A 21,872-nucleotide genomic window follows, 5' to 3' on the forward strand; every position below is an offset into this window, starting at 1 on the left:
GCCTGGGGCAGCGGGCACGCTTGCCCGATTCGACACGCGCCGCATTGCACGGCGCGTTTTTCATTTCGGCGCGATTTATGGAGGCTGCAACCGGACGCTGCCGCACCCCCGGATCGATCGCTCGAAGCCCCGCCGCGGCGAACGGCGCGACGTCTCGCGTGGCGACGATCGGGCCGTTCGCGTGGGCTGATCGATCGTTTCCCGCCGGCCAACCGCCGCCATCCCTCCGCAACATTCGCCAACCATTCCCTTACAAACGATAACAAGAACGCTTCTCATTCAAACAAAAATTACATAGAATGCCGCCTGAAAACAAATCGTAATAATTCCCGGCGGCATGCACATTTCCGCAGTGCCGGGGCCACACCGCGAGGTCGAAGCGCACCATGAAGTCCCGTCCCGACGAGCTGAAGCTCGGTAAATTCACCACCCTGTGCAGCGTGCTCGCCGCGAGCCCCGCGTTTGCCGACGGCACGCCGCCCGCGGCGCCCGCCAGCACCGAAGGCCACCTCGCGCCGATCGAGATCCAGGGCAAGACCGAGCACAGCTACAAGGCCGACTTTTCCGCTTCCGCGAAATTCACCGCGCCGCTCGTCGACACGCCGAAATCCGTCACCGTGATCCCGCAGGAACTGATCCAGAGCAGCGGCGCGGCAACGCTGACCGAAGCGCTGCGCACGGTGCCGGGCATCACGTTCGGCGCCGGCGAAGGCGGCAACCCGCTCGGCGACCGTCCGTTCATCCGTGGCTACGACACGCAGGGCAGCATGTTCGTCGACGGCATGCGCGACACGGGCGCCACCACGCGCGAGATCTTCAACACCGAGCGCGTCGAGATCACCAAGGGTTCCGATGGCGCATACGGCGGCCGCGGCGGCGCCGGCGGCAGCATCAACCTGATCACGAAGGCCCCGCATCTCGGCACGACGGCCGCCGCGAGCGCGGGCCTCGGCACCGACCGCTATCGCCGCTTCACCGCCGACGGCAACTGGCAGTTCGCCGATCACGCCGCGTTCCGCCTGAATCTGATGAGCCACAACAACGACGTCGCCGGCCGCGACGCCGTCAACAACGAGCGCTGGGGTGTCGCGCCGTCGATCGCGTTCGGCCTCGGCACGCCGACGCGCGTGACCGCGAGCTACTACCACCTGCAGACGGACGACATGCCCGACGGCGGGATCCCGTACTTCTACACGACGTCGAACAAGCCCGCGAACGTCGGCACTATCTATCCGGCGCCGGTCGATCGCCACAACTTCTACGGCCTGGTCGACCGCGACTTCCGCAAGACCACGTCGGACATCAGCACGATCAAGATCGAGCACGACATCACGCCGAACCTCACGGTGCGCAACACCACGCGCTACACGGAATCGACGCAGGACTACATCTGGACGCAGCCGGACGACAGCCAGGGCAACGTGGTGAACGGCAAGGTCTGGCGCCGCAACAACAACCGCAACAGCTCGATCAACAGCCTCGCGAACCTGACCGAGCTGTTCGGCGAATTCCGTACGGGCCCGTTCAAGCACAGCTTCACGACGGGTATCGAGCTGTCGCGCGAATGGGGCAAGCGCGATTCGTACACGGTCGCGACCGACAAGGGCACGATCTGCCAGAAAGGCATCGGCGCACCGTCGGGCTACAACTGCACGAGCCTCTGGTCGCCGAATCCGAACGACCCGTGGGCCGGTTCGATCACGCGCAACAACGACTACGCGCATGCGCGCACGACGACGAAGTCGATCTACGGCTTCGACACGATCGAGCTCACGCCGCGCTGGCAGGTGAACGCCGGCGTACGCGTCGACGACTACTCGACCCGCTTCACCGATACCAAGGCCAACGGCGGCAAGACCTATACGCGCGACGACACGCTGTTCAACTGGCAGGCCGGCCTCGTATTCAAGCCGGCGCGGAACGGCAGTATCTACGCGTCGTATGCGACGTCGTCGACGCCCGCCGGCATGCTGCTCGGCGAAGGCAGCGAAACGCAGTCGCTCACGCCGGGCCGCGGCGGCGTCGGGCCGAACGCCGACCAGATGGCGCCCGAGAAGAACCGCAGCATCGAGCTCGGCACGAAGTGGAACGTGCTGAACGACAAGCTGTCGCTGACGGCCGCGCTGTTCCAGATCGATACGACGAACGCACGCGTGACGCTGCCGAACAATCAGTACGCGATGGTCGGCAACAAGCGCGTGCAGGGCCTCGAGCTCGGCCTCGCCGGCCAGATCACGAAGCAGTGGCAGGTGTTCGGCGGCTATACGTACATGAAGAGCGCGCTGCGCGACAACGGCAAGGACGCCGCGAACAACGGCAACCGCTTCCCGAACACGCCGAAGCACAGCCTCACGATGTGGTCGAACTACGACGTCACGCCGAAGTTCACGGTCGGCGGCGGCGCGTTCTACATGTCGGAAGTGTTCGGCGATCCCGCGAACCTGCGCGCCGTGCCGTCGTACTGGCGCTTCGACGCGATGGCGCAGTACCGGATCAACAAGAAGCTCGACCTGCAACTGAACGTGAACAACCTGTTCAACCGCACCTACTTCGATCAGGCGTATCCGGCGCACTATGCGTCGATCGCCCCGGGCCGCTCGGCGTTCGTCACGCTGAACGCGCGCTACTGATCGATGCAAGCCGTATCGCTGAAGGCGCTCGCGTCGGTATCGCCGCGCGCGTTCGCCGACATCCTGGCCGGTCCGCCCGAGCGCGCCGCCGCGTGGGTCGCGGCAGCGGCCGACCACGGCATCGTCGACGCGCAGGCCGTCTACGGGCAATACCTGCTCGACGGGCACGGCGTCGCACGCGATCCGGCCGCCGCATTCAGCTGGTTCCGGCACGCGGCGCGAGCCGGCCACCCGATGGCGATGAACATGCTCGGGCGCTGCTACGAGTTCGGCTGGGGCACGGCCGCGTGCGCGCCGGTCGCCGTGTACTGGTACCGGCTCGCCGCGCACGCGGGCCTCGACTGGGGCATGTACAACTACGCGACTGCCCTTGCGCTCGGCAACGGCGTCGACGAGAACCGCGCCGACGCACTCGACTGGTTCCGCCGCGCGGCCGCGCTCGGCCATGCGAAATCGATCAACCTGATCGGCGGCTTCTACGAAGACGGCTGGGTCGTACCCGTCGACACCGACGCCGCGTTCGACCACTATCGCCGCGCCGCCGTCGCCGGCGACTTCCGCGGCCAGTTCAACTATGCGCGGCTGCTCGCCGAGCGCGGGCGCGTCGACGAAGCGCTCGTCTGGCTCGCGCGCGTGCCAGCCACCGCGACACCCGCGTTCATCGCGAAGATGCGTGCGTATCTCGTTTCGTCGCCGGTCGACGCTTTTCGGGCGGCGGCCGTGCAACTGGCGCCGCACGCAATGGAATCCGCACCATGATGCTTCACATCCCCGGCGTACTGACTCGAGCGCAAGTCGCGCAATGCCGCGACCTGCTCGATGCCGCCGAATGGGTCGACGGCAACGCGACGTCCGGCGCGCAGTCGGCGCTCGCGAAACGCAACCGGCAATTGCCGGAAGGCTCGCCGGCCGCGCGCGCGGTGGGCGACGCGATCCAGGACGCGCTCGCGCGCCATCCGCTGTTCTTTTCGGCGGCGCTGCCGCTCAAGGTGTTTCCGCCGCTGTTCAATCGCTATGAAGGCGGCGAAGCGTTCGGCACGCACGTGGACAACGCGATCCGGCTGCTGCGCGGCACGGATTTCCGCGTGCGCAGCGACCTGTCGGCGACGCTGTTTCTCGAGGAGCCCGAAGCGTACGACGGCGGCGAGCTGTGCGTGGAAGACACGTACGGCGTGCATCGCGCGAAGCTGCCGGCGGGCGATCTCGTGCTGTATCCGGCGTCGAGCCTGCATCACGTGACGCCGGTGACGCGAGGTGAACGCGTCGCGTCGTTCTTCTGGATCCAGAGCATGGTGCGCGACGATGGCGACCGCACGCTGCTGTTTCAGCTCGATACGCAGATTCAGGCGCTTTCCGCCGAAAAAGGGGCGAAGGATCCGGTGGTCATTTCATTGACCGGGATTTATCACAACCTGTTGAGGAAGTGGGCGGATGCGTAGCGCGAGCCGGTAAGCAACTGAATTCCCCTCCAAGCCAAAACCTCGGCGTAGGTTTTAGCGTAGGTTTTTTGGAGTGGAAAATTGAAATTTGACGCGAATGAGATAAGAAAAATGGCTCCGGGAACTGACGAAGCGCTCGATGGCTTCGTCGGACTTCGGATCGCTGCGACCCTCAAACGAAGGACTTGGATCTACCGATACAAGTCTCCTCTCGACGGCAAGATGAAGCAGATCAAGCTCGGGGAGTGGCCGGCCTTGCCCTTTGCCGCGGCTATCGCAGCATGGGAAGAACAACGTCGAATTCGTAGCTCTGGGCTCGACGTCGCCCTAAACCGGAAGCTGGAACGGCAACGCCTGCTCGAACAACAGCTGGAAGCATCAAGACCGCCATACACCGTTAGGATGGCGTGCAACGACTACTACAAAGAGCACATCCTCAAGGCACGGAAGACTAAGGGCGCCGACCTCGTCGAATATATGTTCGACCAGTATCTAGCACCTATCGAGAACATCGAGATCAAGAACCTGAAGCGCGCCGAGTGCTTCGACCTACTCCAGTCCCTTGCGCACATCCCAGCGATGGCAAGCAAGTTGCGGTGCGAACTGAACTTGGCATGGGTCCATGCGATGGATGCCGGCCGCATTCCAGAAACAACGCCGAACTGGTGGCAGAACATCCTGCGGGGCAAGCTGCGGACCAAAGGCAAGCGACAAGGGGGCACTCTCCGGAAAGAAAAGCGCGTCCTTTCCTCGTCGGAGCTCGTCGAGCTCTTCCGGTGGTTCCCACGTTGCTCTTCCCTGCTCCACGACGCCTTGATTCTCTACCTCTGGACGGGAACCCGCGGCGGCGAAATCTGCTCGATGGAGGGCTCAGAGATCTCGGAAGAATCGGACGGTTGGTGGTGGACCATTCCCAAAGCGAAGACAAAGAATCACAACGTCGACGGCGCCACCGACATGCGAGTTCCGCTAGTGGGCCGCGCCCAGCAGATCATCCAGTCCCGCATGCGGCGCTTCGGGGACGGCTACCTCTTCCCCAACAAGAAAGGCGAGGCAACCAGCCAGTTGATTGTTCAAACCGCCGTCTATCACTGGCAACCCTACAGCAAGAGCAGAGGATTTCACCCTAGACTGACCGTAACGCACTGGTCACCGCATGATTTGCGGCGCACCGTTCGCACGATCTTGGCGTCGCTCGGCTGCCCTCGGGACGTGGGCGAGGTGATGCTGGGACACGTCCTGGGTGGCGTCGAGGGCGCCTACAACCGCCATACCTACGATAAGGAGCGGCGACACTGGATCATCAAGCTCGACGCGCATCTTGAGCAGTTGGCTGCCGCATCCGCGGAGATCGCTGAGGAAACGGAAATGAAGGCCGCTGCATAATCTGGATCTTGACCGCCCCTAAACATTCCCAGCGACACGCCGTAAACCGGTCATGACAAAATTTTTCGATAAGGAATTGGCCGACGCGATCGGCTATGGGGCGGCCACTCATGTCGCCGCGCTCGCTTCAGATCTTCAAGCAGACATCGATCGTATGAATGCAATGCGCAAGGCCGAGGGTCGGCCTACGATCGAAGAAGAGGAAGAAGCTGAGAAAGCTTGGTTTCGCGAGCAGATGGAGGCCGGCGAACGGTTCGATCCCGATGTTGAGGGATGGGCTCGCGGAGAGTAATCGATCTCCCGCGGCCGTCACTATCGCATCATCGTCGCAAACCGGACCGGGATGCCGGCCGCCTTTGCTTGTGAAACCATGTCGAGCGTGCCTCGCCCGCCCGGCAGTGCGAACACCATGTCGGGCTTCGCCTCGCGCAGCATCTTCGTGTTACGCGCGCTCCCTGCTGCATTACCGAGAAGCGTCCAGTCCGCGGGATATACGTCAACCGCGATCCCGCGCGACCTAGCCCATTCTCCCGAAAGAGTATCGGCACCGGGCGCGTCCCCATGAACGGCTACCGTAACGCCAACCTCAGCATGCAACTTGTCGAGCCACATGAATGCCAGCAGCGCGTTCCTGAATTCGCGTCCGCCGCAGATCAGCACTTTCATATGACGCCAGCCAGCATCAGCAGAACGACTACTCCGCCGATCAACGAAACAGTGGTGCTGGCCGCTTTCACGCCGACTCCTGTCCGACTTTCTCAAGCAGCTTTCGGTTATCCGCCTCACACTGGTCGTAGATCTTCCGCGCAAGCTCGAAGTCCTTGCCCTCAAGTGCCGCATGCAGTTGGCTACCGGGCGCGGCGCACGTGTCCTTGAACCTGATCGCGTTACGATGCATTCGACACCTCCGCACGCAAGGCATTTATCGCCGCATCCGCGATCTCCCCAACTCGCTCCGGGTCGTCGGCCACGTGGTGGAAGTCGTTCGGCCCCATCGTTCCCACGCCCCACGCCGACCAAACGCGCGTGCAATCGTATGCGTCCCCGAGCGCTTCAGCGACTGCTTCGCACACAAGTTCGCGCCGCTCGTCCGTCAGGTTCGCCACCGTCGCATCGGCGGCGCGGACAGGCGTAGTGTTCTCGATTGCCTCAAGCGCTTCTTCCCATGGGCAATTCAGGTTCGAATGTTCGCCGATGTCGATCTGCAGGTGGGTGGCGATAGCTCGGGCCAGCTTGTCCGCCATGTCGTGATACTGGTCGCGCTCCCGGAGCGTCTGGTCCCAAAGCTCGTCATCGGTCGGGCGCGCCTCTGCCGGTGCGTCGGCCGGCACGATGATCGCGCCGCAACTCTCCAGAGCACCCGCGACGGCTTCCCGAATGCCGGGCGCATCGTTCGCGAGACGGGCTACCTCGTCCGTGAATTCCTCGGTCAGTCCGTCGTAGGCGATCGGAGTCGCATCGGCCGATGCGTCGGCCTGCGCGGGTTGCGCAGCACGATAAAGCGGGTAAGCATCCTTTCGCCCCTTCGCCTCGTCGGGTGACACAAGCTTCGAACCATTTGGCGTAAGGATCGCCCAGCAGTCCGGTTCGCTTGCCACCGCCTCCGCAGCGGGCGATGCTGCCGCGCGGGCTTGCCAGCCTTCCCATGCCATCTGAGTGCCTTCGTGCTGGTATTGCGGCTCAATTACCGCGGTCCCATCACACCACGTTTCGGGACGAAATCCGTAGTTGAACGTCTCGTTGCCCCACGCCTCAAACGCCGCCCGCTCGTCGGCCGGCGCTGCTGCCGCCATAGCGGGGGAGCGGGACTCGATGAAGCCGAGCGCGCGGCTGCGCCCATACGTGGGATCGCAAGGTTCTTCTGCGAAGTAATGCCCGAGTTCTGGCTCGTTGGGCCAGTCGATGAACCATGCGACCGGCTTCGCCCCTTCCGCACCTGTCTCATTGGCAGGGATCGGCGCTGCTGCGGGCTGCGAAGCGGGGGATTCGGCGAGGATGGCGCGAAGCCGTTCAGCGTAGTCGATCCATGCCGAGAGATAGTCGGCGTCTGCGCACGCGCCGCAAATCCACGCACCGTCGTGCGGATGCAGATTGGCTCGCTTGTCGCAATGCTCGCATGTGCCGAACCGCACGGCGTCGGCGTCGTATTCGGGTCGCATGGGTGCGGCCGGAAGCGCAGCGGTTCGGTCGTCGTCCGAGTCTTGATAGACGCGCTCCTGCGCCTCCCGCATTACCACTTCTTTCGTCAGCGCGCCGGCGCTGCTCGCATTGGTCTTGCTCATGGGGTGCCCCCGTTGTTCGTCTGGTTCAATTCTCGCGACTTAGCTTCGGAACGACGCACGGCTTCTTTGCCCCGCTCCCACTGCATGCCCATCGCTTTGCAGATCGCGTCGAACGCATTGCCCATTGCGACGCCGCCATGCTGTTGGTTGTCGAGCGCGTAGTGGTAGTCCGCAATCGCCTGTCTGATCGCGCGCAGTGTAGGAACGTGCTCATCGAAGCAAGCGCTCTTGTGGACTAAGTCGTTTCGCACCCGGCCAATGTCGGCACGCCATACGAGCGCCATCTGGTCGGGAACCGGCAGCGGTTGCTGTCGAACATACGCGGCGGTCAACCGCTCGAACGACTGCGCCAGGCTGCGCTGGCCGTCCGCCATCGGATCTTCGCCATCGGGGCATTTCAGTTGCCCGGAGAACGCCTCGAGCAGCATCCGCTGCACTTCGACCTTGCGGTGGAGCTCGCCGATCTGCTGGTATGCCTGCACGCGCTCGAGCGGCATGTCCGGGCGGTCGACCAGCACACGTGCGCGCTGCACCTGTGCGTCATGGTTCGCCTTCCAGTGGTCGCGTTCCTTGCAGGTCGCCTCGATCGCCTCGCGCATCAGGTTGTATGCCTCACCGCGGGCAGCGATCGGAGCACCTTCGCCGGCGCGTGAGTGAACCTGCCGATCAAGACTCACATACGCGTGGACGCGTGCCATGATGTCTTCAGCTTTCACGACTTGCCCTCCCCGTCGAGGATTGCTTGTGCACGCTGATACGCGACGTCGCCTTCCCAGCCCTTGCAGCGGTAGATCGACATGAACATTTCGAGCGTGACCCGCACGTCCGCACTCAGTGTCGGTGCTCCGCCTGCGGCTACCAGACCGAGCCGCTGCGAATAGTCGAGATAGTTGGCAACCTTCGAGCGCTTCCGGTCCATCGCCTCTTCGTCGGGAACGAAATGGAATTCACCGCCCGATACACTTCGAAGCCGGTTCACCATCGCCAGCAGATCGTTGAGCTCCGCATACATGCGCTGCGCGTTCGACTCTTCGCGACCAGGCTGGACCTCGCTAAGCCCGAACTGCTGCGCCTTCAGGGCGATCTTCGCGACCTCGCTTGCCTCCTCAGCGATCTTCGTGAGGCAGTGTTGAACTACGGACATCATGATGCGTTTTCCTTGTGGTTGACTTCGCTCTGGCTCGCGGAAAGGAGCGTCCGCGCCTGATCCTTCGCGAGCTCGAACACACGCTCGACCAATTTCGGATCGAATCCGGTGGACTTCTTGATGTAATAGATCAGCAACGACGGATCGCAGCGGACGACCAGTTCCAGTTGTTCACGGTGTTCGGGTGTCATCGCTTGATCCCCGCAGCCGCGAGTGCTTCCCGCGCAATGGTCATGGCGTCGTAAATGCTGGCGCTGCCTTCTTCGAAGGCATCACCGATACGCTGCAGCGCGCCGATCAGCTTCGGCAGCGCGACGATACGCTTGGCGAGCTCGATGCCGGGCGCATAATCTTCTTTCTCATCCTTCATTCGAACGACGACCTCCGCGATCGCGCCGTGATTTCCAGCATCGATCTCCTGATAGTCCTCGACCCGATCACCGAGCTGGAGTCTGTCCAGCATCTTCAATTCCGGCTGTCTACGGTGGTCGCTCATCACTTTTCCTTCGGCTCGTAAACGACCGTCTCGCCCAGCTTCAGAGCGACATACGCGCGGCAGGCCGCCTCGAGCGGCGTAGCGCCGAACCACGCCTTCGAGCCTGCGAACGAACCAGTGTCGATGAACGCAAACCAGAGCTTCTTCGGATCGTCGACACCCATCGGGCCGGGCGCGTTCAGATTGATCCGCTCGCCCTGGATCAGCGGGTGACCATCGGTCGGGTTGGAGGACGGCTGAAATGCGCGGAAGTAAGAGATCGGACCTTCGGCGTCTTGGCCCTCCTCACGAATCAACGTGCGACCGGGCCGCATTTCGCCCAGCGGCTTCTCATGCGTGATGCCGGCCGCGACAGCGACGAAGTAGTCGAGCTCGGCGCCCGTCAGTTCTTCAGTTTGGAATTCTCGTTTCATGGTCGTCAGTGTGGTTGTAGGCCGGCGAACCGGCCCGTTGCTTCAGATGGCAGTCAGCTCGTTTGCGGAGAACACGCCTGCGCGCTGGACGCCGCACTTGGGACACGTCGCGGTGATAACGAGCGAGTGCCCGGCAGGCACTTCACCCGGTTCGTCGGTCGCCGGCGGGATGATCGCGCTGCACGAAACCGCGCCCTCGTCCATTTCTTCACCGCAGTCACATGTGAAAGCAGCCATGCGTCACTTCCCTTCTAAGGTTTCAGTCTAAGAACCCGTCACTGGACAGACTGCAGACGACGCAGCACTTCCTCGACGGACACGTCCTCGGTGGTCACGCCACCCAGCAGCCCAAGAATGGGCAGCTTGAGGATCAGAAGCAGCGTCACCCACGTCCGGCCGCAGAACGTGCTCGGCCGATCGCAGATGGGTAACAGCCACATGAAGAGCAGCAGCTCAGGCAGCGACAGGAATGCCCACACCGTCCCCAGCCACAGACTGTTCAGGTAGTTGCTGTTCTTCCCAAGGCGGTATTGGTAAAACGCGGGAGTCCACATCGTTCGTATTTCCTGTTTCTTCGAACGCAAATTTGCGCAGGTTCGTCTTGTTCCGGAGGTTGGCGGCGGCCCGCTTTCGCTGCTTCGCCACGCCTTGCTCCGGCGTCTCTTTCGTGGGCTGCGGCGTCTCGATCACCACAAGGGGCGCACCGCTTTTCACACGGGCGCGTGCCTGACGCATACCGGTCTTCGCCAGCCCGTCGCAGTGGTTGTTCACCCACAACCGGGGAACGTCGCCCCGCGTGTGGCCCTTGACGTGCTTGAACCGGATGTCAGCCCGATTCGCGTCGATCAGTCGGTTCAACCCTTCGACGATCATTCTTTCGTCGACGCTCAGGAGACGCTTGCCCTCGAATGCGAGAATTGCCGCCTGACAATCCGTCTGCGCGAGCAGCGAATCGCCGGGCATCGCGATCTGGTGCGCGAACGCCATGTGCACGCCGTTCACGACCGCCATCATTTCTGCGACGTTGTTGTTCCGCGCGAGCGACTTGAGCGCACCGCCTGCCGAATGTCGCCCGCGTTGCGAGACGGACCAGTAGCCGTAGCCGCCGGCGCCCGTCTCTGGATCCCATGACGCGTCGGCGATGATCGTCACGAGCATTGGCTGTCCTTGTCCTCGCGAGGATCGGGGCCACCCTCGATCTCTTCGCTGTCGTGCGGCGTCATCGTTGTTCCGCATTTCGGGCAGTCGTCCTCGCACGCGCAGTCCCACTCGTCGTGCCATTCGGTCCCGCAATCAACGCAGCGGTAATGGTTCTTGAGCCAAGTCATTACGCCTCCGCTTGCTCAAGCACTGCATCGGCACGCGCGCAGATGGCGCGAAACTCAGCCTCGGTCGAGTTCCCAAACTCTTCCGAATAGACGGCCTCGCCGCGCAGCGCTTTCAAGGCCGCTACGAGCTCGTCGTGGAGGTTCCAGCACTTCACGAGACGGGCGGCGTTCGCGTAGATCTCCTCGTGACTCATGTCCTGGCCGGCGGTCGCCAGGAACAGTTGCGACCGTCCGCTACCGTTCGTGTAGTGATGGACCGGGCCGCCCCTGACAACGCCGAACCTGCCAAGCTCGAGTTGTCCCTCAGTGTGTTTGGTCATTGCTTACTTACCCCAACAAACGCAAATTTAAGCTGCCGTCTGGATGTCGCGCGGGCCGAAGAAGTTGCCCATCTTTCGCGCCGCGAAATACGCTTCCATCATTCGCTCGACGTCATACAGCGCCGCGTGAGCCTGCGACGGGTCGTAGTTGACACCGCAGGCGAAGCAGAGCTCGCCGAGGTTGGGCAGCTTCCCGAACGGCGTCGCCCACCGCGCCTCCAGCATCGTGTCGATCCCGGTGATCTCCGGGACGGCGACGCCGACGCGCTGCAGTTCATGCGTGACGAAGGGAAAGTCGAATCCGAAGCCGTTGTGTGCCACGACGTAGTTGGTGCGCGACAGGATCGCCGAAACGTTCGGCGCGACCTGTTCCCACGTCGGCTCGGCGGTGAGCATGTCGAAGGTGATCTTGTGGACGGCCTGCGCCTTCTCGTCGATCGGGCGTTGCGGATTGACCCGCTGCACGTATTGGCCCAGGCGCGTGCCTACGTCGAGGTCGTAGAGGACTGCAGCGACTTCGATGATCCGATGCCCGTCGTTCCAGTCGAGCCCCGTCGTTTCCAGGTCGAACCCGGCGATGATTCGCATTACGCGCTCCCTATATAGTTCACTATTTACTTATTACAGTGCACGTGACTTGGATCCCGTGCGCTATCGATCTGCTATGCGCCCTTCACGCACATGATCGCTTTCAGCGTGTGGACGACTTCGACCAGATCTGGCTGGTTACCCATGACGACGTCCAGGTTCTTGTAGGCGCCCGGAATCTCGTCCAGCACATCTGCGTCCTTCCTGCACTCCACGCCCTCAGTCTGAGCCGCAAGGTCGTCCAGATTGAACATCCGTTTCGCTTTGGCGCGGCTCATTACGCGGCCGGCACCGTGCGAGCACGAGCAGTAGGACTGCGGGTTACCCTTCCCGCGCACGATGTAGCTGCGCTGGCCCATCGAACTCGATGGTGTTGACGTCGTCCAGCTTCGCCCAGAAGCGCACGCTCTTTTTCACCTGTCGACCGTTGATCGTGACCGGAACCTTCGACGCCTTCAGCCAGAACGTCACGCTGTCGTAATCAGCGGCGCCCCTACGAATGAAGATGCGATCGACCGTAAGGAGTGCGCCTGCCGGGATCGTCAGAGGGTGCTGGAGCTCGCCATTGAAGTAGCGCTCCTTCACCGTGCTCAGCGCCCCGTCAGCTTCGCGCCACTGCGACTTCTCGAGCGCGGCGAATCGTTCCGCCGGCTTCGCGCCCCAGAAGTCCTGAATGCCGCTGAATGGGTTTGCCAGCCCGATCGCCGATTGCAGGCCGGAGTTGCGGTGCTCATGAAACAGACGGAACGACCAGTCGCTCGAGAGGACAAGGTCTGCGCCCAGACGCGGAATGTGAAGTTGCGGCATTTCAGTGTCTCCTCGCGTCGAGGTGTAGTCCCTCTGCGGCCTTGGGGTCGAACGGCTCGTTGTATTCCTGGAACAGACGGAGCACGCGGCGCTTCCAAAGCTGTTTTTCGCTCAGATCGTCAATACGGCCACCGAGCTCGCGATCCTTGTATCCGAAGCCTTTCGCTTCGAAGATGTTTTGGGAATCGAAGTTGAGCCCGAAGAACTCGCGTAATGCGGAGAAGCCACTAGTCGATTCAGTCTCAGGCGTGCCGTCAAACGAGCTGCGGGCGCGCAGACCACGCTCGTTCATGGAGGGGTGCATAGCGAGCCACCCGGCAGCGCATGCAATCGTCCCGCATGCGGCCTCGAGCCCCCTCAGACGCCAGGTCCAGAGGTCAATCGCGTTGTCGGGAATCCCGTCGATGACCGCGAACGCGTCGCGGAGCAATTCGAAGTTAGGCCGCTGCATGGTTTGCCTCCGCGAGTTGCTCCTTCAATTGGCCGTGCTCCTTGAGAAATGCACGCAGGCGCCGGAGGAAGACCTGTTTATGTGTCCCGAGTTCGGAGACGCGCTTTTCGCGGAACAACTGGAATGCGTTGTCCCAATCGATTCTGAACAGATCAGCGAGCGCGCTCATGCTCTCCTTGTCATTGAAAACCGGGCTACTCTCGTTCGATACCTTGAGTCCAAGATTCTGAAACTTCGGGTGAAGTGTCAGCCAGCCGGCCGCGCACGCAATAGTCCCGCAGGTCGCCCCGTCGTCATGCTTCCGCCAGGTGTCCAAGTTGAAGTTCCTGGGAGGAATGCCGTCGATGATTTCGTAGGCGTCTTTCAGCAATTCGAAGTTCGGTTTCATGGTCTTTGCTTCTCTGTTGTGATGTCGTCATTTTCCCGACCGCAACGTGGCGCTCACTCGGATGCGTTGCGCATCCAACAGCGATCCAGGCGGCCAAGAAAAAGCCCGGTTACACGACAGCAACCGGGCCTTCGAGCAATGTCGATTACGCGAACTCGGTCGCGTTCTTGCGCAAGAGGTAGGCTTCGCTGACGCTCTTGGCGATCTTGCGGCCATAGCGCCGGTGGCGCGCTTCGGTCTGACTTTTGACCACAACACCTTCGCGAATGTGCGCGCCACCGATCGTCGTGTTGCCGTCGGTATGCTTCAACACAACTTCGCGGCTATACGGACCGATGTAGAGCACAGGAACCGACATCACATCCATCGTCTCGCAGAAGTTCTCGAAGCTCTCTGCGTCCGCAAACACTGCCTTCTCGCGCACACCCATGCAGATGTCGAAGGCCCGGAACTCGAGCGTGCTCCCGTAGCCGAGATCCTGAATGCCCGTGCCGAAAACTTCACCGAACATGAGAACCGGAACATTGCCATCGTCAGCAACGGGACCGAGAACTTCAAGGGCCTTGTCGAGCAGCGAGTGCTTCTTTACGGCTTGCGCGTAAACGTTCGCTTCGTCGTTGTGGTCGAGGATGACACCACGGCCGCCCAAGCCCTTGCTGGTGATGACCACGCGTCCTTTGTAGAACTTCTCGTCCGACATCGACGACGGCACGACCGCCACCTGGAGCAGCGTTCCGTGAATCTTCTCGGTAATGACGACCGGCTCCCCATCTTCGAACAGGTTCGGCGTCTTCTTCAGGTTGTCGAAGTCGTATTTGTGCGTAATGTCCAGATTCGCACCGAGCGCTTTCCCTGCCATGTGCGCCGGAACAACCGGTTCGTATTTCGTCACGCCCAAGAGTTCGGCGACGTCTTCGCCTTCGAAGCAGAGGTGGGCAACTGCGCCGTCTTCACGCTCGGGGTAGTGCAACACATTGCCTTCCTCGCCACCGAGCGACAGGCAGATGCCCTGCGACAGCACGCCTCGAAGCTTGATCGCCTTGATGCGATTGCCGGACGAGCCATGCAGCTTCCCCTTTCCGCTCACCTCGTCCCACATGCCGAGTTGCTTCAAAATCCACTCGGGCAGCAGCGCTGCCTCCGGAAGATATGCAGCGAGCGCGCCATCCTTGAACTGCCCCTTTCGGACGATCGATTGAAAATCGCCGACACGGGCGATTTCGATGGCATCAGCGTTGGGGTGCGGTTCGACACGAACGCGCACGACAGGAACTTCGAATGTGCTCATGAATTCTCCACGATTGGTATGGCGCCCCTGTCGCCGGCCAGGGGCGTGCGCGGTGCGCTTAGTTGACGGCGGCTTGCGTCGTGTTGAGCGCAGCCGACAGGCCGGCCGGCCATGCGAACTCCGCCGCCGGCGACAGCTTCGCCTGCTCTGCTGCCGACGCGACCGAGTCGGCAGCGGGACGCTGCTCGCACGTGTCGATCGCCGGCGGCTCGACCGCGGCGTTGGTTGCCGCGCCCTGTTCAGCGACCGGTTGCGCCGGCTCTTGTGCCTTCACTGCCTTTGCCTTCTTCGGCAGGATCTCGCGCAGCGCATCGGCGTTATTCAGAATGAACAATGCGATGTCGCCGACCGTGACTTCGTCCAGATAGGTGGACGAATCGGCGGGCGTTCCGAGCTCGGCGAACTTCGCCTTAACCAGGCTTTCGACCTTTTCGCGACGGTCCAGCTCGATCTGGTGCTTCTTCGCGTCGAGCTTGTCGTCGAACGTGCGGCCATCGGTGGTCTGGTATGCAGCGATGCGCTTGAGGTTCGTCATGGTGTGTTCCTTTCAGTAGTGATGTTGGTGTGACAGACAGTGTGCAGAGCGCCCTACGGCGCCCCGCTGGATTCGTTACAGCTTCACGCGAGCGGTTTCGCGCAGGGTGTCGGCGAGCTGCAGCGTGGACATTTCGATCAGCATCACCGGGCGGTGACGTGCCGGATCCGCCTTGTGAAGCGCGCCGGGAATCGCGTGGTGGATGCGCTCGATCTCCGCGACCAGTTCCTCGCGCAGCTTCAGCAGCGTCGACGGGCTGGCGAGCACGGCATGCGGCTCGAACATGCAGGAGATCGAGTCGTTCACCATCACGCCGGGGATGTATTCGACGATGTGGCCGGGGAAGTGGCGGCTTTCGAACAGGAACACGCCACCACCTTTTCGCGACTGCGCGAAGAACGGCGCCTTCTCCGCGTCCGACAGGTTCTCGATTTCACCGAGGATCGTGTAGAGCTTGTCCTCGTCGCTCTTGATACGAATCTCGTCGGTGCGATTCAGCAGCGCCTGAACGTCGGCGCGGATCACTTCGTTTCCTTGCATTGTTTTTTCCTTTAGATAAGTCGTTTGTGACTTATCGATATAGTCACAGAAAATCTTTGGACTTCAGCCCGTTTGCGACACCTTTTCGTATGCACGCAGACGCTTGAGGATGTGCTTCATGGACGAGATCAATCCGCAGTCCGATTCCTCGATCATCCGATCAGCATCCTTGTGCCACTGGAACTCGCCGCTATCAGTGACCTTCAGAATCACCTCGTTGAGCCCGCCGTCGCGAAACTCGATCGCCGGGTGGTAGTCGACCACCACCTTTCCCGCTTTGGTTTCGTTCACACCGCCTCCCATCCCTGTTTCAGCATCCCCGCCGCGAATGCAGAGAACTCGCGCATCGACGTGCTTGCCATCCCGTCCGCAGCGTGGCGAATCATCTTGTCGGGCGACAAGCCGCTGATCGTGAAGCTGGGCTCCCCGAACGTCCATGTCAGCTTGACGTTGCGTTCACCGCGCCGGAACACACGGACCATCATGTGCGTGCCTTGGTAGCTTTGCTTCGCGGCAGACAGCAGTTCCATCGATTCCTTGCTCACGATGCCGGCGACACCGCCCCAGAGCCCTTCCAGGGCCATCTGGTAGCCATACGCGCTCAGCTTGCCCTGCTGCACGGCCAGGACCAGGCGCTCAACCTCATCAGTGACCTTGCGCTCCAGCTCGTCGCGGATCGTCGGAAACTCGCTCGGAGCGCTCATGCCGCAACGGCGACGAGGCCGCCCTTCGGTTGTGCCGCGCGCTTGATGACACCGACCTTCACTCCCGCTTTCTTCAGCGCGTTGTTCAGGTCGGTGGCGATGACTGCCGGGAGAGCCGGTGCAGGCTTCTCCAGATTGTGCGGGAGGAAGTTCACCGACTCCGGCCAGATATCAAGCAGCTTTTTGACCGTGGTTGCCGAATAGACCATCCCGCGGATCGAAGTCCGGAGCTCGTCGAACTTGGCTTCGAGCTCATCATGTGCCCGCTGATACGCGTCCCTCTTTGCGACGAGCGACTTGTTCGAGATATTCAAAAAGGTTCCGCCACCGCGCTTGAAAGGAACGATTTTCGGCAGGTCGACGTTGCTGTAATACGCGATGCGGCTGCCGTTTTCGTCACGAAAATTCAGCGTGACCGCGTTCGACATCGTCAGGAACTCGACGGGAGCACGGCGCGCCGCTGTCTCTTCTTCCTCGCTCACCTGCGAGCGATAGCACGCCATCGCGAGATCCTGAAGTTGCTTCGCCACAGCCTTCTTTTCTTTCTCGAAAGCGCCCTTCATCGCGTTCGCGATGATCTGGTCACGGACGTGGTTGCTCAGCTTGACGTTGGTCGACATTGCGATCCCCAAATTGGTTGATTGAGAAGTGAACCTCTATGCAGTGAAGTATAGTGCTCACCTCTCGGATTTGGGTCACTATTTACTTACTTTCTAGTGAATCATCATCCCGCTGTCTAGCATCGAATCCATCTTCGCCAGGTGCCGCTCCGTCGACTTCCCTAGCGCATACGTAATCGCTTCGATCCGCTTCTCGACGCTCGTGTAGCGGCGCGGGATCAGGAAGTGATCGGTCTGTAGCCGGTCGTCAGTCAGCAGCCCGAGCATCAGCGCATTCAGGTGCTCCATATAGGACGGGTTAGCGGGTGCCTTCCCTTCGGCTTCCACCGGACGGATGCCCGGTTGCACCAGAATCAGCGCAGTGAAGTGTCGATTGGCGCACTCGTAGCAGTCGTTCGCATACCGCGCGACCTCCGCAGCGAGCTCGTAGGGAACGTTGTTGCGCTGCACGTCGGCGAGCGTGTAGCCGAGCAGATCGATGGGTGAGCGGTCTGTGATGAACTTGACGCCGCTGCGCTCGTAGAGGCGATTCACGTCACGGAGGATCTCCCGCTGGATCATGAGTCGCGTCTCAAATGGATAGTCGGCTTTCGGGCTGTAACCGAGCCGATCGAACGTCGCCGAGGCACTGGTGGGCACGAACTTGATACCGGCTGCGTCAGCGTATGCTTTCGCCAGTGTGGTCTTTCCGGTTCGTTGCGCGCCGAGCAAACTGATCATTCCACCTCCTTGTTGTTGCTGTAGTGCTGGATCGTCACGGTGTAGGTGCCGTTAGTCGGGAAGCCGGTTTTCCACCACTTCACGACGACACCAACAAAAACGCTCCCAGCCGCAAGAGCGACCAGGAGCGCCAAGACCATGACGACATAGAAAGCTATGTCGAACAGGGTCTTACGTTTCATGCAACCGCTTCCTCCAGCACCGCGCGTTCGGCGCCCGTGTCGCGGTTGACCGCGTCGTCCGAGAGGAACGTGCCGGCCTTGTAGCGGCCCGCCTTCTTGTCCTGCAGCTTCTTGATGTTAGCTGCGTTGACCTCTTCGCGGGTCAGGCCCAGCGCGTCGAGCGCGATTTCGCCATACCAGTTTGCGTCGCCCAGCTCTTCCGCGACGTTCACTCGGTCGACCGGTTTGCCCAGCAGCGTCGGCAGCAGCGCCTCGATGAACTCGCCCGACTCGGTGAAGCCGCCCAGCGCAGCGTGAAGCAGGCGCATGTCGACGTTCTGCGGATTGATCTGCTGGACGACCTCCTTCGGCAGCTTGTCCATGAAGAAATGGACGTCCATCGGGTCACGGTAGCGGCCGGTGCCGATCGTGAACTTCAGCGACTCCCCCGCGCTCTGCATGACGCCGAGCGAATCGAGCGCCTTGTTCGGGTCCATTTCCTTGCCGTAGTAGATCGCGCGTTTGACCTGATCCAGCACCATCGTCGCCGCGACGGCCATGTTCAGGGCGACCAGCAGCGTCGCCGGGCCGAAGTTGAGCGCGCCCGGCTTCGATTCGGTTTCGAGGACGCGGTTGCGGTAGGTCGAGTTGTCCATGTAATGCTCCTTGTGTCAGTGAAGGGTGTTACTTCTTTGTAGTCAGGCCCAGATCGCGATCAGGTAAGCGATCAGGAAGGAAGTCAGCGCGGGCAGCACAACGTCCAGCACCATGTAGGCGTCCCACTGCCACGGGAACCAGCCGGCTGCCCACGTATCGACGTGCGTCTGCCCAGCCTTTTCGATGCTCGTTTCAGCCTCCAGTTTTTTGCGCGACCAATACCAGATGACCACGCCGAAGGCGCCGAACCATTCGTTGCCGGTCAACAGCGTGACCGGTGCCTGGATCAGCAGTCCCTCGAAGCAGTGGGACAGCGACATTCGCCACCGCGAGCCCTTGATCCACTCCAGGAAGGTATTCATACCGTGCGCGTCAATGCCTGGATCTCTTCACGAGCAACGTGGACCTCCACGTCCTCGCGATACTGCTTCCAGCCCCGGAAATTTCGACTACGCTCCATGCCTTTCAAGAGCGGGGATGCCTGGTGCTCGGTCGGGCTCGCATGCAGTGGCTTGCTGCCGACGAGCAGGTTGTAACGCTCCAGCTCCTTCTCGGGTGCCGCGTTGCCGTCGAAAGGCTCGTAGGAAACGCGGGCGCAGCGCGCGGTCGAGATTTTCTTCAGCACGTCGAGTCGGATCAGCTCACGCTCGGAATCGAGCACATACGGCAGGTGCCACGCATCGGGGTCGCCCGCGTTGCCCTTGCGAACGATGGGAGTCGACTGATCCATCGCCGCCTTCATCGTGCGAGCGAGGTCTTGAATCTCCGGTTGCGCGTCCGCGTGGTCGCGCAGCTCGAAGAAGTTGTGCCAGTCGGTCGCGGTAACCAGGACGTTGATATATTGGAACGGCTCGAGCAGGCGGTTCACCAGCTGCTTGTGATATCCCGCCTTCGCGAAGGCTTCCGCATTTGCTGCGGCGTCGAGAGCCGCAAGACGCCACGCTTCCTGCGGGGAGGCTTCGGTCGTGCCGAAACGAAACAGCGGCTCGTCCGACGGGTTGTCGAATTCGTCGTAGACGCCAACCAGAACCGGAGAGTCGATCTCGGCGCCCGCCTGCATGCCGCGCTGGTTTGCGCCCCAATGAATCGGGCCGGCCGGGTCGGTGCACACTTGCTCGATGATCTTTGCGATGGGGATCGCTCGCGACGAACCGGCGTTCCGGCTGAACACGCGGTGCGTCATGAATTCGGCGTGGATCGCTCGCCAGTAGCGCAGCTCCAGCGTCGTGATGCGTGCGTCGTTGTTCATCGTGTTCGCGACGCTGTCCGCGATCACGCGCACGCGACAGCCCTTTCCGTTCAATTCGATCATTGCTTTTCCTTAGTCTTCGATGACCGTGCCGGTAATGGTCGGCTCGCTGTCGAACAAAGCCGCGATCAGATGATCGAGATCCTCGTGATAGCTGAGGGCGTCGAATGCGACCATTTCCTGCGTGGTCGTGCAGCTCGGATAGTTCTTCGGGTCGATGTCGTAGTCGAACGTGACGGTGATGCGCCCCTTCGGCATGTGTTTCTCCTGTGTGGTGAAGGCATTGAGGCCGCTACCGGAGACAGGCGCCGGTGCGCTACTCGATATCGAAACGGTTTCAATGACTTCAGGTTAGGTCGGGCATAGCGCCCGACCTTGATTCTCAATTCGCGTCGATGGACCAACTATCGGCGACGAATCCCGCTGCTAGGGCGAGATCTATGCAATCAATTATAGTCATCGATTACTTACTTTCACCGAGAAAATGAGGGGCTCAGTCCCAATCCGTCAGCGTCCCCACGGCGTAGTCGGCCACCTTCCCCTCGAAGAAGTTGACCTCCTCACCCTGAGAGAACGGCACGAACCACGGCACCGGCGTCTTCACGCCCGGATACAGTTCCGGCATGCCGATGAGCTTCGCGCACTCGTTCGCACGGTCCTGCAGAAAGCCGGTCACGATCGGCGCGGTGAGGCCCAGCACGCCCTTGCTCGTGATGTAGGCGCCCCACTTCGACTCGAGCTCCACCGCGTCGCGCAGCAGCAGTTCGGCATCGCGGTAGAACTCGGCGTCGTAGAGCTCCGGGCGCTCCTGCTTCATCGTTTCGTGCATCTTCGCGAACAGGTCCAGGTGCGTCCGCTCGTCGCGATGGATCAGCTTCACGCTATCGGCCGAGCCGATCATCTTCCCGTTGCGGGCGAGTGCGTAGAAGACGAGGAACGCGCTGTAGAAGTAGATGCCCTCGAGCGCGACGTTGGCGACGATCGATCGGGCGAACTGCACGGGCGTCCTCTCGCCGGCGAGGATGCGAGCTTGGCGCAGAATGTGCTCGTTCTTCGCCGCCAGCATCCCGTCACGCTCGAAACGCATGTAGACCGACATCGGGTCAGCCGACACCGTCTCCACCATTTCGCTGTATGCGTCGACGTGCAGCGCCTCCTCATACATCTGGCGCTTGATGCACATTTCGACTTCGGGGCTGGTGATGCACGCCTCGATGTTCGCGAGGTTGTGCAGTTGAATGCCGTCGAGATTCGACGCGAACGACAATGCACTGTCGTAGGCGAACCGCTCGCCCTCGGTCAGGCGATTGCGATAGCACGGGCCATCGTCCGTGAGATCCGTCTCGTGCAAATCCCAATTGTTGGCTTTCATCTTTCGCCAGAGGTCGCGCGCCCACTTGTGCTTCGCGGGCGAGATCGCCATCAGGTCGGACTTCGGGCCGAACGCAAGTCGGCGATCATTGATGATTTGTGCGTGGTTGCTCATGGAGACTTCCTTGGTTACGAAAGGGCACCGTTCATAGCCGCAAGCGCCTTTTGCGCGCGCCTTCCGTGGTCAAACCCTTGATTTGCATAGAACAGCAGCGCTTGTCCTACCAAAGAGTGCGCGAACCCCACCTGTGCGAGAGTTGGCTTCTCCTGCGCCGCTTGGGACTTTTCGACGGGTTCGGGTGCGCTCTTGCGCTGCGGGAACTGAATGACGTTGCTCATGGAAAGGAAGGGC

Annotated in this window: 35 protein-coding genes and 2 pseudogenes; 5 read left to right on the forward strand and 32 right to left on the reverse strand. The window is 61.6% G+C overall.

All coding sequences use genetic code 11. The annotated features are described in order from the left end of the window. Positions 1-100: 100 nt before the first annotated feature. Positions 101-190: pseudogene (locus tag WS89_RS34815) on the reverse strand (VapC toxin family PIN domain ribonuclease); the annotation flags it as partial. A gap of 196 nt (positions 191-386) precedes the next feature. Between WS89_RS34815 and WS89_RS00670 the strand changes: the two are divergent. The 5 genes from WS89_RS00670 (at position 387) to WS89_RS00690 (ending at position 5,747) form a co-directional block, all read left to right on the forward strand. After that, complete coding sequence (locus tag WS89_RS00670; RefSeq protein ID WP_059502666.1) at positions 387-2,630, forward strand: TonB-dependent receptor; 2,244 nt, start codon at positions 387-389, stop codon at positions 2,628-2,630. 3 nt (positions 2,631-2,633) lie between these two features. Then, positions 2,634-3,389 carry a tetratricopeptide repeat protein gene (locus WS89_RS00675; RefSeq protein WP_059502664.1) on the forward strand — a complete coding sequence of 252 codons (756 nt, stop codon included), beginning with the start codon at positions 2,634-2,636 and terminating at the stop codon, positions 3,387-3,389. After that, positions 3,386-4,069: a Fe2+-dependent dioxygenase gene (locus tag WS89_RS00680; protein ID WP_059789135.1), complete on the forward strand. Its 684-nt coding sequence runs from the start codon at positions 3,386-3,388 to the stop codon at positions 4,067-4,069. The genes WS89_RS00675 and WS89_RS00680 overlap by 4 nt, the downstream gene beginning before the upstream one ends. Positions 4,070-4,180: 111 nt before the next feature. After that, positions 4,181-5,455, forward strand: coding sequence for a tyrosine-type recombinase/integrase (locus WS89_RS00685; RefSeq protein WP_156440473.1), 1,275 nt, complete (start codon positions 4,181-4,183; stop codon positions 5,453-5,455). 52 nt (positions 5,456-5,507) lie between these two features. Further along, positions 5,508-5,747 (forward strand): hypothetical protein, encoded by a 240-nt coding sequence (locus WS89_RS00690; RefSeq protein ID WP_059789137.1) that lies wholly within the window; start codon positions 5,508-5,510, stop codon positions 5,745-5,747. 20 nt (positions 5,748-5,767) lie between these two features. On the opposite strand, the gene WS89_RS00695 is transcribed toward WS89_RS00690, so the two are convergent. The 31 genes and pseudogenes from WS89_RS00695 to WS89_RS00830 form a co-directional block, all read right to left on the reverse strand. Then, positions 5,768-6,121 carry a DUF2493 domain-containing protein gene (locus WS89_RS00695; RefSeq protein WP_059789138.1) on the reverse strand — a complete coding sequence of 118 codons (354 nt, stop codon included), beginning with the start codon at positions 6,119-6,121 and terminating at the stop codon, positions 5,768-5,770. 221 nt (positions 6,122-6,342) lie between these two features. Further along, positions 6,343-7,737, reverse strand: a complete 1,395-nt coding sequence (locus WS89_RS34455; RefSeq protein WP_059789139.1) for a hypothetical protein — start codon at positions 7,735-7,737, stop codon at positions 6,343-6,345. Continuing rightward, positions 7,734-8,453, reverse strand: a complete 720-nt coding sequence (locus WS89_RS00705; protein WP_156440474.1) for a hypothetical protein — start codon at positions 8,451-8,453, stop codon at positions 7,734-7,736. Before WS89_RS00705 ends, WS89_RS34455 begins: the two co-directional genes overlap by 4 nt. Next, positions 8,450-8,884, reverse strand: coding sequence for a hypothetical protein (locus tag WS89_RS00710; RefSeq protein ID WP_179949825.1), 435 nt, complete (start codon positions 8,882-8,884; stop codon positions 8,450-8,452). Before WS89_RS00710 ends, WS89_RS00705 begins: the two co-directional genes overlap by 4 nt. Beyond that, entirely contained in the window at positions 8,881-9,075 is a 195-nt protein-coding gene (locus WS89_RS00715; protein ID WP_059789141.1) for a hypothetical protein, read from the reverse strand. The genes WS89_RS00710 and WS89_RS00715 overlap by 4 nt, the downstream gene beginning before the upstream one ends. Then, positions 9,072-9,380, reverse strand: coding sequence for a hypothetical protein (locus tag WS89_RS00720; protein WP_156440475.1), 309 nt, complete (start codon positions 9,378-9,380; stop codon positions 9,072-9,074). Before WS89_RS00720 ends, WS89_RS00715 begins: the two co-directional genes overlap by 4 nt. Next, on the reverse strand, positions 9,380-9,793 hold the full coding sequence (locus tag WS89_RS00725) for a phage protein NinX family protein (protein ID WP_059789143.1): 414 nt from the start codon (positions 9,791-9,793) through the stop codon (positions 9,380-9,382). The genes WS89_RS00720 and WS89_RS00725 overlap by 1 nt, the downstream gene beginning before the upstream one ends. 42 nt (positions 9,794-9,835) lie before the next feature. Continuing rightward, the gene (locus WS89_RS34385; RefSeq protein WP_218921282.1) at positions 9,836-10,030 is read right to left on the reverse strand and encodes a hypothetical protein; all 195 of its coding nucleotides are present in this window, start codon (positions 10,028-10,030) and stop codon (positions 9,836-9,838) included. 38 nt (positions 10,031-10,068) lie between these two features. After that, the gene (locus tag WS89_RS33505; protein ID WP_179949826.1) at positions 10,069-10,272 is read right to left on the reverse strand and encodes a hypothetical protein; all 204 of its coding nucleotides are present in this window, start codon (positions 10,270-10,272) and stop codon (positions 10,069-10,071) included. Further along, positions 10,247-10,951, reverse strand: a complete 705-nt coding sequence (locus WS89_RS00730) for a ribonuclease HI (RefSeq protein WP_059789144.1) — start codon at positions 10,949-10,951, stop codon at positions 10,247-10,249. The genes WS89_RS33505 and WS89_RS00730 overlap by 26 nt, the downstream gene beginning before the upstream one ends. Beyond that, positions 10,942-11,121, reverse strand: a complete 180-nt coding sequence (locus tag WS89_RS34120) for a hypothetical protein (RefSeq protein WP_179949827.1) — start codon at positions 11,119-11,121, stop codon at positions 10,942-10,944. Before WS89_RS34120 ends, WS89_RS00730 begins: the two co-directional genes overlap by 10 nt. Then, on the reverse strand, positions 11,121-11,441 hold the full coding sequence (locus WS89_RS00735) for a hypothetical protein (RefSeq protein WP_059789145.1): 321 nt from the start codon (positions 11,439-11,441) through the stop codon (positions 11,121-11,123). Before WS89_RS00735 ends, WS89_RS34120 begins: the two co-directional genes overlap by 1 nt. 27 nt (positions 11,442-11,468) lie before the next feature. Next, on the reverse strand, positions 11,469-12,029 hold the full coding sequence (locus WS89_RS00740) for a 3'-5' exonuclease (RefSeq protein WP_059789146.1): 561 nt from the start codon (positions 12,027-12,029) through the stop codon (positions 11,469-11,471). A gap of 74 nt (positions 12,030-12,103) precedes the next feature. After that, positions 12,104-12,394, reverse strand: a pseudogene (locus WS89_RS00745) (RtcB family protein); the annotation flags it as partial. Continuing rightward, positions 12,351-12,836 carry a hypothetical protein gene (locus tag WS89_RS00750; RefSeq protein ID WP_059789148.1) on the reverse strand — a complete coding sequence of 162 codons (486 nt, stop codon included), beginning with the start codon at positions 12,834-12,836 and terminating at the stop codon, positions 12,351-12,353. The pseudogene WS89_RS00745 and the gene WS89_RS00750, both read right to left, overlap by 44 nt. Position 12,837: 1 nt before the next feature. Beyond that, positions 12,838-13,287 (reverse strand): hypothetical protein, encoded by a 450-nt coding sequence (locus WS89_RS00755; protein ID WP_059789149.1) that lies wholly within the window; start codon positions 13,285-13,287, stop codon positions 12,838-12,840. Continuing rightward, positions 13,274-13,675, reverse strand: coding sequence for a hypothetical protein (locus WS89_RS00760; protein ID WP_059789150.1), 402 nt, complete (start codon positions 13,673-13,675; stop codon positions 13,274-13,276). The genes WS89_RS00755 and WS89_RS00760 overlap by 14 nt, the downstream gene beginning before the upstream one ends. A gap of 145 nt (positions 13,676-13,820) precedes the next feature. After that, on the reverse strand, positions 13,821-14,963 hold the full coding sequence (locus tag WS89_RS00765; protein WP_059789151.1) for an RNA ligase (ATP): 1,143 nt from the start codon (positions 14,961-14,963) through the stop codon (positions 13,821-13,823). A 58-nt stretch (positions 14,964-15,021) separates the two neighbouring features. Next, the gene (locus WS89_RS00770; RefSeq protein ID WP_059789152.1) at positions 15,022-15,498 is read right to left on the reverse strand and encodes a hypothetical protein; all 477 of its coding nucleotides are present in this window, start codon (positions 15,496-15,498) and stop codon (positions 15,022-15,024) included. 75 nt (positions 15,499-15,573) lie between these two features. Next, on the reverse strand, positions 15,574-16,038 hold the full coding sequence (locus WS89_RS00775) for a hypothetical protein (RefSeq protein ID WP_059789153.1): 465 nt from the start codon (positions 16,036-16,038) through the stop codon (positions 15,574-15,576). A 63-nt stretch (positions 16,039-16,101) separates the two neighbouring features. Continuing rightward, positions 16,102-16,329 (reverse strand): hypothetical protein, encoded by a 228-nt coding sequence (locus WS89_RS00780; RefSeq protein WP_059789154.1) that lies wholly within the window; start codon positions 16,327-16,329, stop codon positions 16,102-16,104. Beyond that, complete coding sequence (locus WS89_RS00785; protein ID WP_059789155.1) at positions 16,326-16,742, reverse strand: hypothetical protein; 417 nt, start codon at positions 16,740-16,742, stop codon at positions 16,326-16,328. The genes WS89_RS00780 and WS89_RS00785 overlap by 4 nt, the downstream gene beginning before the upstream one ends. Further along, positions 16,739-17,362, reverse strand: coding sequence for an Nmad5 family putative nucleotide modification protein (locus tag WS89_RS00790; RefSeq protein ID WP_059789156.1), 624 nt, complete (start codon positions 17,360-17,362; stop codon positions 16,739-16,741). Before WS89_RS00790 ends, WS89_RS00785 begins: the two co-directional genes overlap by 4 nt. Positions 17,363-17,455: 93 nt before the next feature. Beyond that, positions 17,456-18,082, reverse strand: a complete 627-nt coding sequence (locus tag WS89_RS00795; RefSeq protein ID WP_059789157.1) for an AAA family ATPase — start codon at positions 18,080-18,082, stop codon at positions 17,456-17,458. Beyond that, the gene (locus tag WS89_RS00800; RefSeq protein WP_059789158.1) at positions 18,079-18,264 is read right to left on the reverse strand and encodes a hypothetical protein; all 186 of its coding nucleotides are present in this window, start codon (positions 18,262-18,264) and stop codon (positions 18,079-18,081) included. The genes WS89_RS00795 and WS89_RS00800 overlap by 4 nt, the downstream gene beginning before the upstream one ends. After that, complete coding sequence (locus WS89_RS00805) at positions 18,261-18,899, reverse strand: hypothetical protein (RefSeq protein ID WP_059789159.1); 639 nt, start codon at positions 18,897-18,899, stop codon at positions 18,261-18,263. The genes WS89_RS00800 and WS89_RS00805 overlap by 4 nt, the downstream gene beginning before the upstream one ends. 42 nt (positions 18,900-18,941) lie before the next feature. Next, on the reverse strand, positions 18,942-19,262 hold the full coding sequence (locus tag WS89_RS00810) for a hypothetical protein (RefSeq protein ID WP_059789160.1): 321 nt from the start codon (positions 19,260-19,262) through the stop codon (positions 18,942-18,944). Then, entirely contained in the window at positions 19,259-20,212 is a 954-nt protein-coding gene (locus WS89_RS00815; RefSeq protein ID WP_059789161.1) for an FAD-dependent thymidylate synthase, read from the reverse strand. Before WS89_RS00815 ends, WS89_RS00810 begins: the two co-directional genes overlap by 4 nt. A 9-nt stretch (positions 20,213-20,221) precedes the next feature. Then, entirely contained in the window at positions 20,222-20,407 is a 186-nt protein-coding gene (locus WS89_RS00820; protein ID WP_059789162.1) for a hypothetical protein, read from the reverse strand. A gap of 235 nt (positions 20,408-20,642) precedes the next feature. Next, complete coding sequence (locus tag WS89_RS00825; RefSeq protein ID WP_059789163.1) at positions 20,643-21,635, reverse strand: ribonucleotide-diphosphate reductase subunit beta; 993 nt, start codon at positions 21,633-21,635, stop codon at positions 20,643-20,645. A 14-nt stretch (positions 21,636-21,649) separates the two neighbouring features. Continuing rightward, positions 21,650-21,859, reverse strand: coding sequence for a hypothetical protein (locus WS89_RS00830; protein ID WP_059789164.1), 210 nt, complete (start codon positions 21,857-21,859; stop codon positions 21,650-21,652). Between the last annotated feature and the right edge of the window lie 13 nt (positions 21,860-21,872).

The organism is Burkholderia sp. MSMB1072, from assembly GCF_001524725.1.
Taxonomy (GTDB): domain Bacteria; phylum Pseudomonadota; class Gammaproteobacteria; order Burkholderiales; family Burkholderiaceae; genus Burkholderia.

Coding starts and splice junctions, on each gene's coding strand:
- WS89_RS00795 (WP_059789157.1), bottom strand. CDS start 18,082: ATGATCAGTTTGCTCGGCGCGCAACGAACCGGAAAGACCACACTGGCG.
- WS89_RS00710 (WP_179949825.1), bottom strand. CDS start 8,884: ATGATGTCCGTAGTTCAACACTGCCTCACGAAGATCGCTGAGGAGGCA.
- WS89_RS00830 (WP_059789164.1), bottom strand. CDS start 21,859: ATGAGCAACGTCATTCAGTTCCCGCAGCGCAAGAGCGCACCCGAACCC.
- WS89_RS00720 (WP_156440475.1), bottom strand. CDS start 9,380: ATGAGCGACCACCGTAGACAGCCGGAATTGAAGATGCTGGACAGACTC.
- WS89_RS00785 (WP_059789155.1), bottom strand. CDS start 16,742: ATGAGCGCTCCGAGCGAGTTTCCGACGATCCGCGACGAGCTGGAGCGC.
- WS89_RS00775 (WP_059789153.1), bottom strand. CDS start 16,038: ATGCAAGGAAACGAAGTGATCCGCGCCGACGTTCAGGCGCTGCTGAAT.
- WS89_RS34120 (WP_179949827.1), bottom strand. CDS start 11,121: ATGACTTGGCTCAAGAACCATTACCGCTGCGTTGATTGCGGGACCGAA.
- WS89_RS00790 (WP_059789156.1), bottom strand. CDS start 17,362: ATGTCGACCAACGTCAAGCTGAGCAACCACGTCCGTGACCAGATCATC.
- WS89_RS00675 (WP_059502664.1), top strand. CDS start 2,634: ATGCAAGCCGTATCGCTGAAGGCGCTCGCGTCGGTATCGCCGCGCGCG.
- WS89_RS00695 (WP_059789138.1), bottom strand. CDS start 6,121: ATGAAAGTGCTGATCTGCGGCGGACGCGAATTCAGGAACGCGCTGCTG.
- WS89_RS00685 (WP_156440473.1), top strand. CDS start 4,181: ATGGCTCCGGGAACTGACGAAGCGCTCGATGGCTTCGTCGGACTTCGG.
- WS89_RS00735 (WP_059789145.1), bottom strand. CDS start 11,441: ATGACCAAACACACTGAGGGACAACTCGAGCTTGGCAGGTTCGGCGTT.
- WS89_RS00750 (WP_059789148.1), bottom strand. CDS start 12,836: ATGCCGCAACTTCACATTCCGCGTCTGGGCGCAGACCTTGTCCTCTCG.
- WS89_RS34385 (WP_218921282.1), bottom strand. CDS start 10,030: ATGGCTGCTTTCACATGTGACTGCGGTGAAGAAATGGACGAGGGCGCG.
- WS89_RS00670 (WP_059502666.1), top strand. CDS start 387: ATGAAGTCCCGTCCCGACGAGCTGAAGCTCGGTAAATTCACCACCCTG.
- WS89_RS00765 (WP_059789151.1), bottom strand. CDS start 14,963: ATGAGCACATTCGAAGTTCCTGTCGTGCGCGTTCGTGTCGAACCGCAC.
- WS89_RS00680 (WP_059789135.1), top strand. CDS start 3,386: ATGATGCTTCACATCCCCGGCGTACTGACTCGAGCGCAAGTCGCGCAA.
- WS89_RS00715 (WP_059789141.1), bottom strand. CDS start 9,075: ATGACACCCGAACACCGTGAACAACTGGAACTGGTCGTCCGCTGCGAT.
- WS89_RS00725 (WP_059789143.1), bottom strand. CDS start 9,793: ATGAAACGAGAATTCCAAACTGAAGAACTGACGGGCGCCGAGCTCGAC.
- WS89_RS00815 (WP_059789161.1), bottom strand. CDS start 20,212: ATGATCGAATTGAACGGAAAGGGCTGTCGCGTGCGCGTGATCGCGGAC.
- WS89_RS00770 (WP_059789152.1), bottom strand. CDS start 15,498: ATGACGAACCTCAAGCGCATCGCTGCATACCAGACCACCGATGGCCGC.
- WS89_RS00825 (WP_059789163.1), bottom strand. CDS start 21,635: ATGAGCAACCACGCACAAATCATCAATGATCGCCGACTTGCGTTCGGC.
- WS89_RS00820 (WP_059789162.1), bottom strand. CDS start 20,407: ATGCCGAAGGGGCGCATCACCGTCACGTTCGACTACGACATCGACCCG.
- WS89_RS00690 (WP_059789137.1), top strand. CDS start 5,508: ATGACAAAATTTTTCGATAAGGAATTGGCCGACGCGATCGGCTATGGG.
- WS89_RS34455 (WP_059789139.1), bottom strand. CDS start 7,737: ATGAGCAAGACCAATGCGAGCAGCGCCGGCGCGCTGACGAAAGAAGTG.
- WS89_RS00755 (WP_059789149.1), bottom strand. CDS start 13,287: ATGCAGCGGCCTAACTTCGAATTGCTCCGCGACGCGTTCGCGGTCATC.
- WS89_RS00805 (WP_059789159.1), bottom strand. CDS start 18,899: ATGGACAACTCGACCTACCGCAACCGCGTCCTCGAAACCGAATCGAAG.
- WS89_RS00810 (WP_059789160.1), bottom strand. CDS start 19,262: ATGAATACCTTCCTGGAGTGGATCAAGGGCTCGCGGTGGCGAATGTCG.
- WS89_RS00760 (WP_059789150.1), bottom strand. CDS start 13,675: ATGAAACCGAACTTCGAATTGCTGAAAGACGCCTACGAAATCATCGAC.
- WS89_RS00740 (WP_059789146.1), bottom strand. CDS start 12,029: ATGCGAATCATCGCCGGGTTCGACCTGGAAACGACGGGGCTCGACTGG.
- WS89_RS00730 (WP_059789144.1), bottom strand. CDS start 10,951: ATGCTCGTGACGATCATCGCCGACGCGTCATGGGATCCAGAGACGGGC.
- WS89_RS00800 (WP_059789158.1), bottom strand. CDS start 18,264: ATGAAACGTAAGACCCTGTTCGACATAGCTTTCTATGTCGTCATGGTC.